Raw genomic sequence first — 14,210 nt, forward strand, 5'->3', positions numbered from 1 at the left:
ACAAACGCGGCAATGGAATCATGAACATCTTCTGGCCTAGAAAACTGTATTCACCCCACATCGAGCTAGGTATTTCGCTGGAGAGAGGGTTATCTGTTCTCCGAGAGTTTGGGGAACCCGTTGAAACTCGCAATGACAATGGGCATTCGTTTCGAGTTGATTCGCCAGAGTTCGACGTGGCCATTTACGAGAAAGAGGGTATTGTAATTGGTGTTTGGTACAATGACCCAATCGGCCGCCTATGGTCAAAAGGAAAGTCCAAGAAAGTAGATTTGTATCTCCAAAGGTACGGCGACCTGAGTAATTGGGATATGCGTCAGGACAATGGATGGATGCGCTATCACTTTAATGACGCAGAAGGTTTGGCAATGGTTTATGGTGTTCACAACGATGTCATCCGTTTTAACCTCACCCGCAGCGCATAACAAACCAACTCACGCGGACGGATTTCGTGGACTAGAGGAAGTTAGGAAAATGAAACGCACTTTGCTTCCATTGTGGCTTCTTTTAGTCTCATGCCGAGACGCAGAAAGCTTGAACATCCCCAGTGAAAACCTAAATCTAAGTATTCACAAAAATGGACGACAAACGGCAGAATGCCTAATTCAGTTAGGTAGCGGTGAATATAATCAACTCAAATCTTGGTTTTCCAGCAACGAGAGAACTTGGAACAAAGCACCTGCCACTTACCTCCCACAAAAAATACTTCGCTCAGAAAACTTTAAAGCTGCGTTGTATCCAAATTACATTGTTATAAATGACGTTTGGCGACAGCCCTTTGATATGGAGCTTTATCAAGCCTTCGATTGCACTTAGTAAACCCACTTAGTAAACCCACTTGCACAAGCCGAATTCGGTACTCACAAACCTATAACCTTGTAGCCAACTTCTTCGGTGTATCAAACAAACATAAATCGGCGCTCTCCTCACTCCAATTTTGCCAATCTAACTCAGCCTCAATTACCGCCAGGCTAGCGGTAGGAAACTTAATTAAATCTTCACCCGTTAAGTAGTTAACGAGGTCTTCAAAGGCAGGGTTGTGCCCTACTAGCGCAATTTTGTTTATTTGCTTAGGTAAGCTTTGAATATGTACCAGCAAATCTGCCCAGCGAAATGTATATAGGCTGTTTTCACAAGTGATTTGAAGGTCGACCTCTAATTCACTGCCTTTGAGGTATTGGCTGCGCTGTGCTAACCAATATTCGCAGGTTTGTTGGGCTCGCAGTGCTGGTGAGCAATGTACTAATTCAAGCTGAGAAAACTGGCTAGCGTAGTGACTTGCCATAAGCTTTGCGGCCTTGTGGCCGCGCTCCGCTAAGGGGCGTTGTCTATCACCTAAATTTGGATCGTCCCAACTAGATTTAGCATGGCGAATTAACCAAAGTTGGCGAGACATACGCATACTCCTGCATCCCAAAAACAAAAAAGCCTGCAAAGCAGGCTTTTAGCATAAGTGAATAAAAACTTAAGGGCGAGCTAACATGTCGCCAATACCGATCCACTTGTAAGAGGTTAACTCCTCTAAGCCCATTGGGCCGCGAGCATGCAGCTTTTGGGTAGATACTGCCACTTCGGCACCTAAGCCAAATTGCGCGCCATCGGTGAAACGGGTTGAAGCATTAACGTAAACAGCGGCAGAACCAGCAGCATTCACAAAACGTTCTACCGAGTTTAAGTTATTCGACAAAATTGCGTCTGAATGGCTCGCATTATGCGTACGCATGTGAGCAATTGCTTCTTCTACATCGGCAACCACTTTTACACCCAAGGTGTAGCTTAGCCATTCTGTATCAAAGTCACCTTCGCCCGCTGCTTGTAAGTCTTTAGCATTGGCTAAACCCGCCATGGCGTTTTCGGTAGCCACTAATTTAACCGATGAATTGTTCATGCACTCGGCTAACATTGGCAATAACTCTGCGGCAACATTTTGGTCCACCAATAGGCTGTCTAGTGCATTACAGGCAGAAGGACGCTGAACTTTTGAATTCTCTATAACATTAAGAGCAGCAGCCAAATCCACTGAGTTATCTACATAGATATGGCTAATGCCAAAGCCGCCAATAATCACCGGTATGGTGCTGTTCTCTTGACACATTTTATGCAAACCCGCGCCGCCACGCGGAATAATCATATCCACGTAATCGTCTAAGCGCAGCAATTCGCCTACTAGCTCGCGATCTGGTTTTTCAATGTATTGCACTGCTGCCGCTGGCAAACCTGTTTGCTCTAAGGCTGATTGAATGACCGACACAAGCGCCATGTTTGAATGGAAGGTTTCTTTACCACCGCGCAAAATACTGGCGTTGCCGGTTTTTAAACATAAAGCGGCAATATCAATGGTTACGTTAGGGCGTGCTTCATAAATGACCCCTACTACGCCTAATGGCACACGGCGTCGTGATAAACGCAGGCCATTTTCTAATACGCGGCAATCCATCTCGCTGCCGATAGGGTCGTTAAGTGAAATAACGTTACGCACGTCGCCAGCAATGCCCGCTAAGCGTTCGCTGCTTAGCATTAAGCGATCGAGTAAAGCTTCAGATAAACCCGATTGACGAGCTGCATCTAAATCAATTTTATTAGCCGCCAGAATGCGCTCTTGTTGAGCTTCTAACTGATCGGCAATGGCCGCTAGCGCTGCATTTTTTTGGCTAGTACTTAAGGTTGCTAAATCAAAGCTAGCTTGTTTGGCTTGTTGCCCTAGTGTTTGTAAACTCATTTGGAATTCCTATTTCAATACTAAATCGTCACGGTGAACAGCAACAGGCCCGTAGCCATACCCCAGGGTTTCTTCAATTTTCTCTGAATGTAAGCCCTTTATTAAGTCCATCGCTTTGGCTTGGTAGCGACAAACACCGCGAGCAACTTCTAAACCTTTGCTATCGACAATACGCACTACATCTCCGCGACTAAACTTGCCTCGAATAGCGGTGATGCCTTTTGGTAACAAGCTTGAACCACAGTCCATAATGGCCTTACAAGCACCATCATCCAATACCAACTCACCTTCTGGTGGAAAACCGGCCAAAATCCACTGTTTGCGATTTTCGAGAGAGGTATTGGAAGTAGGGAAACGTGTACCCACACTTTCCCCTTCGACTAAACGCGTAATCACATTTTCAGCATGGCCCGCAGCTATAATCACTTCAACCCCTGCTCTGCCAGCCACTTCAGCGGCTTGTAACTTGGTCGCCATACCACCAGTTCCTAAGCCCCCCACACTGCCACCTGCTAAGGCAATAATAGACGCGCTAATTTCCGGTACTACTTCAATCAATTTAGCATCAGAGTTGTTGCGAGGATCCGCGGTATATAAACCGGGTTGGTCGGTTAACAGTAGTAGCTTGTTCGCTTCACCCAAAATAGCGGCTAGCGCCGACAAATTATCATTGTCACCAACCTTAATTTCAGCCGTTGCTACTGCATCATTTTCATTAATGATTGGCACAATACCGTGCTTTAACAACGCTTTGAGCATATCTTTAGCGTTGAGAAAGCGTTCGTGATCTTCTAAATCTGCTCGCGTGAGTAGCATTTGCCCAACATGCATATCGTAAATACCAAACAGGCTTTCCCAGGTTTGAATTAATCTACTCTGGCCTACCGCTGCCAGCATTTGCTTGTTGGCAATAGTGGGCGCAATGTTATTGTGCGTGAGCGAAAGGTGTTCACGCCCGGCCGCAATGGCGCCTGAAGAGACCACAATTAGCTGATGACCCGCTTTACGCAACAATGCGCACTGTCGCACCAATTCGATCATATGGGCGCGATCAAGTTTAGAGGTGCCTCCAGTAAGCACACTGGTGCCTAACTTAACTACAATGGTTTGCTTCAACATGCTTGTTAACTATTCCAACTCGGCTAAAACGCAAAGCGAGTATTCTACCTGATATTAATAAGACGCACAGACTCTGTGCGCCATTTTTTTGCGGAACTCTTCGGCTTAAGCTGCCGGGAGAGCCAAATTGGGGGATAACGAGGGAGCAGCGCTAACGCTAAGTTCTAACTTTTGTAGGGTTACTAGCAGCTTTTGGTAAAACACGTCTAAAGAGTCTTGAACTTCTTTTTGGTGTTTTGCTGGAATGGCGCATTCTTGCCACTCGCCCTGCTTGTCGTATAGTCCGAACCAGTAATGATATTCAAAATTGTCTTCGCTCACACGTAGCTCTAGCCACCAGCCAAAAAACTCGCGTTCTTCTGCTGCTGGTTTGTCACTAACACAAGAGGCTAGGCAATCAAAAAAGTACTGTTCTTTACTACTATGTTCCTTGCGAAAGTACGGCCCCATAGCGGTAAATCTCGAGGTCAACTTTCCATGGCTTGGCCAAGTCACTTCCATGCGCTTAATCTCTCCACAGTGATGGTTGTTCAACAACATTTTGTATCACCATAATGACCACAATTAACTGAAATCACAATTGCTTTTGTAGCCAATGCGTGACCTTTGTGAAGATTTGGTTGTAATTTTCTAGTGAATCCACCTCTTTTAGCATTTCAACTTCACAATGAGATGAAGCCATATTTAACAAAGAGATATCGGTTTGCGGGCTAATTGCATCATTCTTACGCCCCACCACAAACATAGGCAGCTTGGTGCGTGGCCCACCTAAAATGCCTTGGGTTTTGAGGGACAAGGGTAAGCAACGATAAAACAAGCTTTCGGTATTGCCTGCGTTGCTCCCGCTGCGATTGGCTAAACAGTCTTGATACATTTGTGGCAAGTTTTGGAAACGCTGAATATCGGTAAACAATCGGTCTACTGGTGCACCCACCGTCACTACTGCGCGCAAACGTTGGGAAGCGATAAATGCCAAACGTGCTGCTACGTTGCCAGCAAATCGATAACCCAACATGGCAACCCGGGCATGGTCAACCCATGGCACTTCAGGGAGGTGGTCTAGCACGGCTAAGTGGATCTTGCTGCTGTCTTGTTGCAATTTCCAGTGAGAGCAATGCCCTGCACCTGGCAAATCGATACACAGCATGGCAATGCCAGCTGGTGCTAAGAATCGCTCAAAAAACGGATACAACTCGGTTTGAATGGTATCTAAGCCGCCGCTCACTAACACCACCGGTTTTACCGAATCAGTGTCTGGTAAATGCAAATAACAAGGCACTTGTTTGCCTTCAATAGGCACATTTATAATTTTGCATTGATACTGGCTGTGCTCCATAGCAGACACAAAATTACTATGAGCAAGCGCATGTGCAGAGGTAGCTAAATCGTCCCCTTTAAAATGCGGATAAGCCGCTACAGTGGCGCTGTAGCTGGCTTGCAAAAACTCACTGTAGGCCTGCTGTTGTTCACCTTCTTCAGCGGCTTGTTTAGCCTTAACTTGATGCCCTACCGCACGTTGCATCCACTCATAATTCCAGTTACCCGGTTGGTAACCGCCAATGGTGTCTAACAGCTCGCTGGTACGTGGTTTGTCGCACATGGCGATACTGGCAAACAAACGCTCGGTTTCAATGGGATCTAAGCCTAACCATGCCCAGTATTCTCGGCGTAACAAGCGATACCAGTTTCTGCCTTCTTCTTGGCCTATAGCGGTTGATTGAGCCGCATTAGAGTTTGAAACAGTGGAGGTTTCTACCACATTAATACGTGGCTTAAACAATACTTCGGATAGATTTTCCTTCACAACAACTTACTCGCAGTCTTATTAATAAATAAAATATACCATAAAAAAAGGTCGCCACATTGTGACGACCTTGTTTGTTATAAGGTTTTAGTCAGCTTTAGAAAAAAGCAAACTTAAGAACAAATACTACAGCCAGTACCCAAACGCTTAACGGTACTTCTTTATGGCGACCGGCTAACAGCTTAATCGCGGCGTAAGAGATAAAACCAATTGCGATACCGTCGGCAATAGAGAACGACAGCGGCATTAAAATAGCCACAATCGCAGCCGGAGCGGCTTCGGTTAAGTCGGTCCAATCTACGTTGATAAGGCCCGACAGCATTAAAGTACATACGTAGAACAAGGCACCAGCGGTCGCGTAGGCAGGGATCATTCCAGCCAATGGCGAGAACAATAGCGCTAAGATAAATAGCACGCCAACCACTACAGCAGTAAGACCAGTACGGCCGCCCACTTCTACACCCGCGCCACTTTCAACGTAAGAAGTGGTGCTAGATGTACCCAACATAGAGCCTGCAATAGTGGCACTAGAGTCAGCTAACAGTGCTTTTCTAAGATTTGGTAAATTGCCGTTTTCATCCAGTAATTTACCGCGCTGAGCAACCGCAGTTAAGGTGCCTGCAGTGTCGAATAAATCAACAAACAAGAAAGCAAAAATAACACTGATCATGGTCACATCTAAAGCGCCCATAATATCTAGCTGCATAAAGGTAGGAGCTGGATTAGGTGGCATAGAAACAATACCGCCATATTGGGTGTAACCCAATACAATCGACAATACCGTAATCGCCAAAATAGAAATAAGCACGCCGCCTTTAACTTTGCGGTACTCAAGACCAATAATCAGGAAGAAACCTAATGCCGCTAGAATCATCTGATGTGGGTTCTCGTGACCTAAGCTCACCAACGTAGCGGGGTTGTCTACCACAATGCCAGCATTTTTAAGGGCGATAAAACCAAGGAACAAACCAATACCTGCAGCAATACCTACACGTAATGTTTGCGGAATTGAGTTGATAATCCACTCACGAACTTTAAACAAGCTCAAGCAAATGAAAATAACACCCGATAAGAATACCGCACCTAGCGCTACTTGCCAGCTATGACCCATGCCAAGCACTACGCCATAAGTGAAGAATGCGTTTAAGCCCATACCCGGCGCTTGAGCGATAGGATAGTTGGCATAAAGGCCCATAATGAAACAACCAACCGCTGCAGCTAAACAAGTCGCAACAAATACTGCGCCTTGATCCATCCCTGTGGCAGCCAGCATGCTAGGGTTTACAAAAATGATGTAGGCCATGGTCAAGAAGGTGGTTAAACCCGCAATGACTTCTGTGCGCACATCAGTGCCATGCGCTTTCAATTTAAATAGTTTCTCTAACATAGCAGTGTATGTTCCTTGGACAGACAGTGGTTTAGTTGGCCGTTGTTAGGCATTCCATTAAAGCTAACAGCGGAAATCGCGAGGCATTATATTCGTGGCCTAAGTAAGATGCTACTGGATGATGAAGCCAACCTGCGCTAGATCAGCAAAAAAACCTAAAATCACCAACTCACAGCGTTAATATCCGCTAGAGCAGCACATTTATTTGGATTATCTGCCAGCGTTAGGACTTTTTTGATAGTGATTATCATGCTAACCATCAAGGCGAATTTAATGCTCTACTGAATCAGAACTTGTTTATAAACAATTATTCCAGCTAAATAGCTTAATACAGGCTTATATTCATAGAATTGAGCTGCTACAGTCTCATTCATTCTACAAATACAGATTTTAAGGTGACTTTGTGTCTACACTATCTTCGCTAAAACCACAGGCCTTGTGGCAGCATTTTGAAACCATGTGTTCTATTCCTCACCCTTCTAAGCATGAACAAGCCATGATCGATTGGGTGACAGGTTTAGCTAGCGAGCATCAGCTTGAACATTTTCAAGATGCTGTTGGTAATGTGATCATTAAAAAGCCTGCTACCGCTGGCATGGAGAATCGCCAAGGTGTGATTCTACAAGCCCATTTAGATATGGTGCCGCAAGCGAACAACGATACCCAACACGACTTCACTAAAGATCCTATTCGCCCCTACATTGATGGCGACTGGGTTACCGCAGAAGGTACCACTTTAGGCGCTGACAACGGCATCGGTGGTTCGTCAATTTTAGCGGTACTTACCAGCAACGACATTGAGCATGGCCCAATTGAAGCGCTATTTACCATTGATGAAGAAGCAGGCATGACCGGCGCTTTTGGCCTACAGGCGGGTGTATTAGAAGGCAAGCTGCTAATTAACACCGACTCTGAGCAAGAAGGCGAAGTGTACATGGGTTGTGCGGGTGGCGGCGATACCAGCATTAGCTTTGCTAGCGAATATCAAGCTACCAACACCCAACAACTAGCGATTGAGTTAAGTGTTACAGGCTTAAAAGGTGGTCACTCTGGCTGTGATATCGATACCGGCCGAGCCAATGCTAATAAACTACTAGTTCGCATTGTAGCTGCCATGCAACAGCAAGGTTTTGAACCTGTATTGTGCAATATTCAAGGCGGTAGTTTACGTAACGCTATTCCACGCGAAGCTAGCACTAAGCTGGTTTATAAAGCTGAACAACAGGCCGTTTTAGCGCAGTTTATTGCTAGCCAAATCGACGACATTGTCGGTGAATTTGGTGCAGTAGAAACTGACTTAGAGATCACCGCAGCCGCCATTGATACGCCAAGCCAAAGCTTGACTGGCGAGCTTTCTCAGCAAATTGTTGCCAGCTTAAATGCTTGTAGCAACGGCGTTGTTAGCATGAGCCAAGCAGTTGAAGGCGTGGTAGAAACATCACTTAACCTTGGTGTAATTAGCCAAAGCGCAGACAGCATCGATATTAAAGTATTGGTTCGCTCGCTAATTGACTCTAGCCGTTTACAAGTAGAAGCCAGCCTAGCCTCTTTGTTCAGCCTTACTTCAGCTACCGTTTCATTCTCTGGTGCTTATCCAGGTTGGAAGCCAGAAACTGACTCGGTAATGAAAACTCTCATTCAAGACAGTTACCAAGAACTGTTTGGCAAATGCCCGAATGTAATGGTGATTCACGCAGGACTAGAGTGTGGCTTATTTAAAAGTGCTTACCCTGAATGGGATATGGCGTCTTTTGGGCCAACCATCAAGTTCCCACATAGCCCAGACGAAAAAGTAGAAATTGCCGCTGTAGAAAAGTACTGGCAACTACTGGTAGCCGTATTGAAAAACGTTCCCGTAAAAGCATAAGCAATACCCACCAAGCTGGCATCCTGTCAGCTTGGTATCTTAATTACTCGTTACATTTTCAAATCAACTAGCCCCTCTCGCTATTTTCTAAACTACTTCTCTATTTTAATGATATTTCCATCAAGCATTAATCAACTTGTGCTAGTATCCTGCGCCATTAAATATCGATATAAAACAATTAGAAGGATCTAGTAATGAGTGAAGACACCTTAGATAAAAAGCTAAGTTTGGATAAAATCAATAAGCTAAGCAGTGGTTTCAAATTTAACGTTAAATTTGTGGCTGTATTAGTGATGATTGCGGGACTCATTTACACCTTAAGTAACTCATTTTTCTACGCTGAGCCAGGTTACATTTATCACGTAAGAACAGTAACCGGTAACGAAGCGGTAGTAACCGAGGTCGGCTATAAGTTTTATCCTTTTGGTCGATATAATTCATGGAAAAGAGCCATGACGGTTCAGGCCTTATCGGGTTCATCTACCAACTCAATTCGAGCCGAAAAAGATTCTGACAATTCTTCAGCTAGCTTGCCACCAATGAGCATCATGTTTTTGGACCAAGTTGATGCCCATGCTGAAGCGACAGTGCGCTTTTCAATCCCTTCAGATCATGAATCTTTTCTCCACCTAGCCCACGAGTTTAGATCACCAGAAAACTTGCTACGCACCGCCCTCATTCCTGCATTTAAAGAAACCTTGCAAGCCAACGCGTCTTTAATGGCAGCTGAGGAGTATTACGCAGGCGGACGCACCGAATTCAACTCTGAATTTGAAAACCAAATGAACAGCGGTATTTTATTGGTTAAACGAGAAGAAATTATCATTCATTCTAAACAATCAACAGGCAGTGCTAATGCCGCTTTAGGTACCGACCAAGATGAGTATGGCGATAATAGCAAAACCGTTTTTGTGGTAAATAAAGTACTTGGGGAAGACGGACTACCTTTACGTAAATCACAACGGTTCACCGATTTTGGGGTAACCGTAGTATCTGCTCTCATCACCGATATGCGCCCTAATGCTAAATTTATCGAGCGTATGCAATTAAAACAAAAGGCATCAGCCGACCGAGCAATCGCCAGAGAGCAACGTGTTCAAGAGGAAGAGCAACGTTTGTTAGCCATTGCTCGCGGTGAGCGTGAAGTTGCCGAACGTCAGGCCAAAGCGAAAGTAGAGCAAATACAAAAAACCACTGAAGCACAAACTGATAAGCAGTTAGCGATTACCAATGCTGAAAAATTAAAAGCTCAAGCGAAAATTTCTAAAGAAACCGCTGAAATCAATTTAGAAAAAGCGCGTATTGAAGCCGAAACCCAGCAAACATTGGCCGAAGCTGAAGCGTACCAAAAACGAGTGATTTTAGAAGCCGATAACGCCTTGGCGCAAAAGCTGGAAGCAGAAGTGAAAATTCAAGCGCTTTGGGCTGATGCTTTTGCTAAACGTAATGTGCCCACCAACGTATTTGGTGCAGGGGGTAATTCAGGCACACCATCAGGCAGCGATGCAGAAACTCGTGCCTTTATGCAAATGCTGACACTAGATGCCGCTAAGCGATTAAGTTACGACCGCGAGATCACTAAATAACAGAACTAAAACGGCAAAATCAGTTGCGGTGACTGGTTTTGCTGCTCTGGCGCTAGACCAATATGCAAACCAATCAATCGTACGGCTTTGCCCTTACCTCTTGCTAGCGCTTCGTTAAACAACTCCAATAAGGTTGTTTCATCAATCTGTTGGCATTGCTGCTCTTTGGTGGTTTGCTGAAAATCAGCGAATTTCACCTTTACGCCTAATTTATTCATTTTGGCTTGTTTAAGGTGCTTTTCACTGCGGCGTTTTAACTCTGGCAGCAAAGCCATTAAACGTTCCACCAAAATACCTTGGTCACCTTCGTCTTGCGCAAAGGTACGCTCCACCGCTACTGATTTACGTTGCCGGTCGTTACTGACCGCCCGCTCGTCCACGCCTTGGCAACGCATCCATAACATCTCACCAAACTTGCCAAAAATTTGTTTTAGTTTATCTCGCTCGGCACGACGAATATCTCCCCCCGTGTAAAGCCCTTGGTGATGCAGTTTTTCAATGCTCACTTTGCCTACACCAGAAATTTTTTCTAGGGCTAAGGTTTCAATAAATTCGCTTACTTGCTCAGGTTTAATCACAAATAAACCATTGGGTTTGTTTAAGTCTGAAGCAATTTTGGCAAGAAATTTCACAGGAGCGACCCCTGCCGAAGCAGTTAAACCGGTTTTATCAAAGATATCTTGCCTAATTTGCTCGGCAATTAAGGTGGCTGAACCACGGCAGGCTTGGCTACTGGTTACGTCTAGGTAGGCTTCATCGAGAGATAATGGCTCTATTGCGTCAGCATAATCATGAAAAATTGCCTGCACTTGTTGGCTGGCGTCTTGATAGGCGGCCATACGTGGCGGCACTAGCACTAAATCAGGACAAAGCTGCATAGCCTTATGAGTTGGCATCGCCGAGCGAATGCCATATTGGCGAGCAATGTAATTGCAGGTGGTTAATACCCCTCGACCACTACGCATGCCACCAACAGCCAGAGGCACATTGGCTAACTCTGGCTGGTCACGCATTTCCACAGCCGCATAAAAACAATCCATGTCTACATGGATAATCTTACGCTGAATTGAAGCTGGTGTTGTCAATATGCCGCACTCATAACTGTATATGCAAACAGTATAAAGCTGATATACGGAATTACCAAGTAACACTGAGCAGTTTTTAGCATGCTAACCAGCCAAATTACTATGGCTTGAACGCAAGAGCTTGAGTAGTATTGAAAAACCAATTTGCTGAAGGAAGTAAAACTGTGAGTGATGCACGACTAAGCCAACTGAGTGTTTATCCCATTAAATCAACGGCCGGTATCCACCTTAATCATGCTTATGTTGAGGAACACGGTTTAGCTTTTGACCGCCGATTTGTTGTTTGCCAGCCAGACGGCATACAGATTACCGCGAGAACTCACCCTAAATTGGCACAAGTCCATAGCGCGCTAAATCGCGATGGTTTGCATTTGCGCGCACCTAATATGGCAGCGCTTGATATTGTTTATAGCGAGTTCTCAGAGGATTACCGTGAGGTAATGATTTGGAAAGACAGCGTACAAGCGCAACATTGCCACCGCTCTTACGATGCTTGGTTTAGTGAGTATTTAGGCGAACCTTGTCACTTGGTGTTTTTTGGTCAGCAATCTCAGCGCAAAGTAAAACAACGAGAGAGTCAGGTTTCTTTTGCCGATGGCTATCCATTGCTACTGATTTCTGAAGCGTCGCTTGAGGATCTCAATTTGCGCTCTAGCGCTATTCACAGTATGGAACAGTTTCGCCCTAACATTGTGGTAAAAAATACCGAGGCTTTTGCCGAAGATGGCTGGAAGCGCTTTAAAATTGGTGAAGTTGAATTTGAAGTACAAAACCCTTGTTCTCGCTGTATATTCACAACTCTCGACCAAGCCAGTGGTCAATTTCATCCGAATAAAGAGCCGCTTGCTACCTTCGCCAAATATCGCCAAGGAGACGGCGGCAATGTGTATTTTGGGCAAAATGTTGTGGCTCTAAATAGTGGCAAAATCAGCTTGTACGACAGCATTGAAGTACTAGAAACGCGCCAAGCAGAGGTATATCCAGATACCTCTGAAAAACGGCAAGCTAACAGCACTCCCTCAGCTCAACAGTGGCAGCAAGGTGAGGCGGTTAAGCTAAGTTGCATTGCAGTTCAGCAAGATACCCACGATGTAAAAACCTTTGTCTTTGAGCCACCTAAACATTTACAAGCTACTTACCTACCCGGCCAATACATGGGGCTTGAACTTGAGATCGACGGCAAGCCTGTTCATCGTAATTACACCTTATCAAGCTCACCTAGCCGCCCTTATCGCTTAGCCATTACCGTAAAACGAGTGACCGGCGGCCAAGCGTCTAACTGGCTGCACGATAACCTTAAACCGGGTATGCACTTAAACACTCACGCGCCAAGTGGCGACTTCCACCTAGAGCAAAGTAACAACCAAAAGCTGCTATTGCTGTCTGCTGGCAGTGGCATAACGCCTATGCTATCGATGCTTCGTTACTTAAGTGACATGAATATCGAAAAAGACATCGTGTTTTTACACAGTGCCCATAGCGAGCAGGACTTAATTGCCGAAGCGGAGCTAGCCCAGCTCAGCAATAACTTTAAACACTGCAGTATTCGCTACACCCTTACTCAGAATGCCCCAGCCAATTGGCAAGGTTACCAAGGCCGCTTAAATCGCGGTATGTTAATGGACATTGCTGATTTAGATCAGCGAACAGTGTTTGTTTGTGGCCCACAAGCCTTTATGCAAAGCGCGAAAGAGCAGCTACTAGCTCTTGGGGTGTACGAGTCAGATTACTTTGAAGAAAGCTTTGGCCACCAGCTCACAGAGAAGGTGGAGACCAAACCTGTCAATATTCTGTTTGATAGCTGGGATACTTATGTTCAAGGCAATAATCAGCAGAACTTATTAGAGCAAGCCGAACAGGCTGGTTTAAACTTAAGCTATTCTTGCCGCGGCGGATTTTGTGGAAGCTGTAAAGTAAAACTGCAAAGTGGTGACGTTAAGATATTGGAAGATAGCGGCTTAACCGACGATGAAAAACAACAGGGCTTTATTCTTAGCTGCAGTTGTATTCCAACAAGCGATGTTTGTATTACTCAAGACTAATATGACATTCAGTAACTCATAAATTTATAAACGTTTACATACGATAGGAAGATAAAAATGAAGTTTCTTCACACCATGGTTCGAGTAAAAGACCTCGATGAATCACTTAACTTTTATTGCAACTTGTTAGGGATGACCGAAGCCCGTCGCTACGAGAGCGAACAAGGTCGCTTCTCTTTAATTTACTTGGCCGCAGATGAAGACTTAGCCCGCGTAAAAGCCGAAGACGCACCTTGCCTAGAGCTTACTTACAACTGGCCAGACGAAAATGGCAATCAAGAAAGCTACAGCGGCGGTCGTAACTTTGGTCATATTGCAGTATCGGTAGAAGATATTTACGGCTTATGCGAAAAGCTACAAAATGCCGGCGTTACCATTAACCGCCCGCCTCGTGATGGCCACATGGCATTTGTAGTATCGCCTGATGGTATTTCAGTAGAACTATTACAGCAAGGCGAGTCTTTGCCTGCACAAGAACCTTGGTTGTCTATGCCTAGTACGGGTTCATGGTAATTTTCAGCAGACACTAACACCATATGTAAACCAAGTGATACACCAAAAAAAAGTGAATCACTTGGTTTATTTGACCGAGCAGTCAAAA

The 14,210-nt window shown here is 45.0% G+C and carries 13 protein-coding genes; 6 read left to right on the forward strand and 7 right to left on the reverse strand.

The window, feature by feature from the left end:
• The first annotated feature begins 20 nt into the window (after positions 1 to 20).
• A complete protein-coding gene (locus tag FFR00_RS01320) occupies positions 21 to 425 on the forward strand; it encodes a hypothetical protein (protein ID WP_137671557.1) in 405 nt (134 codons plus the stop codon).
• A 49-nt stretch (positions 426 to 474) separates the two neighbouring features.
• Entirely contained in the window at positions 475 to 816 is a 342-nt protein-coding gene (locus tag FFR00_RS01325) for a hypothetical protein (RefSeq protein ID WP_137671558.1), read from the forward strand.
• Positions 817 to 868: 52 nt separating this feature from the next.
• Here the strand turns inward: FFR00_RS01325 and FFR00_RS01330 are convergent, their stop codons facing one another.
• The 6 genes from FFR00_RS01330 to FFR00_RS01355 all read right to left on the reverse strand — a co-directional run bounded on the left by FFR00_RS01330 (position 869) and on the right by FFR00_RS01355 (position 7,029).
• On the reverse strand, positions 869 to 1,396 hold the full coding sequence (locus tag FFR00_RS01330) for a histidine phosphatase family protein (RefSeq protein ID WP_161985063.1): 528 nt from the start codon (positions 1,394 to 1,396) through the stop codon (positions 869 to 871).
• 69 nt (positions 1,397 to 1,465) lie between these two features.
• On the reverse strand, positions 1,466 to 2,719 hold the full coding sequence (locus FFR00_RS01335; protein WP_137671560.1) for a glutamate-5-semialdehyde dehydrogenase: 1,254 nt from the start codon (positions 2,717 to 2,719) through the stop codon (positions 1,466 to 1,468).
• Between the two features lie 9 nt (positions 2,720 to 2,728).
• Positions 2,729 to 3,838 (reverse strand): glutamate 5-kinase, encoded by a 1,110-nt coding sequence (proB, locus tag FFR00_RS01340; protein ID WP_137671561.1) that lies wholly within the window; start codon positions 3,836 to 3,838, stop codon positions 2,729 to 2,731.
• Between the two features lie 105 nt (positions 3,839 to 3,943).
• Positions 3,944 to 4,378, reverse strand: coding sequence for a sigma factor-binding protein Crl (gene crl, locus FFR00_RS01345; protein ID WP_235836131.1), 435 nt, complete (start codon positions 4,376 to 4,378; stop codon positions 3,944 to 3,946).
• Positions 4,379 to 4,412: 34 nt separating this feature from the next.
• Positions 4,413 to 5,642, reverse strand: a complete 1,230-nt coding sequence (locus FFR00_RS01350; protein WP_137671562.1) for an alpha/beta hydrolase — start codon at positions 5,640 to 5,642, stop codon at positions 4,413 to 4,415.
• Between the two features lie 97 nt (positions 5,643 to 5,739).
• Positions 5,740 to 7,029: an NCS2 family permease gene (locus tag FFR00_RS01355; RefSeq protein WP_137671563.1), complete on the reverse strand. Its 1,290-nt coding sequence runs from the start codon at positions 7,027 to 7,029 to the stop codon at positions 5,740 to 5,742.
• Between the two features lie 403 nt (positions 7,030 to 7,432).
• Between FFR00_RS01355 and FFR00_RS01360 the strand changes: the two genes are divergently transcribed.
• Both FFR00_RS01360 and FFR00_RS01365 read left to right on the forward strand, forming a co-directional pair.
• Positions 7,433 to 8,896 carry an aminoacyl-histidine dipeptidase gene (locus tag FFR00_RS01360; RefSeq protein WP_137671564.1) on the forward strand — a complete coding sequence of 488 codons (1,464 nt, stop codon included), beginning with the start codon at positions 7,433 to 7,435 and terminating at the stop codon, positions 8,894 to 8,896.
• A gap of 194 nt (positions 8,897 to 9,090) precedes the next feature.
• Complete coding sequence (locus tag FFR00_RS01365) at positions 9,091 to 10,482, forward strand: SPFH domain-containing protein (protein WP_137671565.1); 1,392 nt, start codon at positions 9,091 to 9,093, stop codon at positions 10,480 to 10,482.
• Positions 10,483 to 10,487: 5 nt separating this feature from the next.
• Here the strand turns inward: FFR00_RS01365 and dinB are convergent, their stop codons facing one another.
• Positions 10,488 to 11,567: a DNA polymerase IV gene (gene dinB, locus FFR00_RS01370; protein ID WP_137671566.1), complete on the reverse strand. Its 1,080-nt coding sequence runs from the start codon at positions 11,565 to 11,567 to the stop codon at positions 10,488 to 10,490.
• A gap of 164 nt (positions 11,568 to 11,731) precedes the next feature.
• On the opposite strand from dinB, the gene FFR00_RS01375 reads away from it, so the two are divergent.
• On the forward strand, positions 11,732 to 13,609 hold the full coding sequence (locus tag FFR00_RS01375) for a hybrid-cluster NAD(P)-dependent oxidoreductase (protein ID WP_137671567.1): 1,878 nt from the start codon (positions 11,732 to 11,734) through the stop codon (positions 13,607 to 13,609).
• A gap of 57 nt (positions 13,610 to 13,666) precedes the next feature.
• Complete coding sequence (gene gloA / locus FFR00_RS01380; RefSeq protein ID WP_137671568.1) at positions 13,667 to 14,122, forward strand: lactoylglutathione lyase; 456 nt, start codon at positions 13,667 to 13,669, stop codon at positions 14,120 to 14,122.
• Positions 14,123 to 14,210: the final 88 nt, after the last annotated feature.

Origin of the sequence: Agarivorans sp. Toyoura001 (assembly GCF_005405585.1) — a bacterium.
Classification (GTDB): Bacteria; Pseudomonadota; Gammaproteobacteria; order Enterobacterales; family Celerinatantimonadaceae; genus Agarivorans.

What these genes read in the sequence shown, in the direction of transcription:
- FFR00_RS01330 (WP_161985063.1), bottom strand. Translation starts at nt 1,396, where the DNA reads ATGTCTCGCCAACTTTGGTTAATTCGCCATGCTAAATCTAGTTGGGAC.
- proB (WP_137671561.1), bottom strand. Translation starts at nt 3,838, where the DNA reads ATGTTGAAGCAAACCATTGTAGTTAAGTTAGGCACCAGTGTGCTTACT.
- crl (WP_235836131.1), bottom strand. Translation starts at nt 4,378, where the DNA reads ATGTTGTTGAACAACCATCACTGTGGAGAGATTAAGCGCATGGAAGTG.
- FFR00_RS01355 (WP_137671563.1), bottom strand. Translation starts at nt 7,029, where the DNA reads ATGTTAGAGAAACTATTTAAATTGAAAGCGCATGGCACTGATGTGCGC.
- FFR00_RS01320 (WP_137671557.1), top strand. Translation starts at nt 21, where the DNA reads ATGAACATCTTCTGGCCTAGAAAACTGTATTCACCCCACATCGAGCTA.
- gloA (WP_137671568.1), top strand. Translation starts at nt 13,667, where the DNA reads ATGAAGTTTCTTCACACCATGGTTCGAGTAAAAGACCTCGATGAATCA.
- FFR00_RS01325 (WP_137671558.1), top strand. Translation starts at nt 475, where the DNA reads ATGAAACGCACTTTGCTTCCATTGTGGCTTCTTTTAGTCTCATGCCGA.
- FFR00_RS01335 (WP_137671560.1), bottom strand. Translation starts at nt 2,719, where the DNA reads ATGAGTTTACAAACACTAGGGCAACAAGCCAAACAAGCTAGCTTTGAT.
- FFR00_RS01365 (WP_137671565.1), top strand. Translation starts at nt 9,091, where the DNA reads ATGAGTGAAGACACCTTAGATAAAAAGCTAAGTTTGGATAAAATCAAT.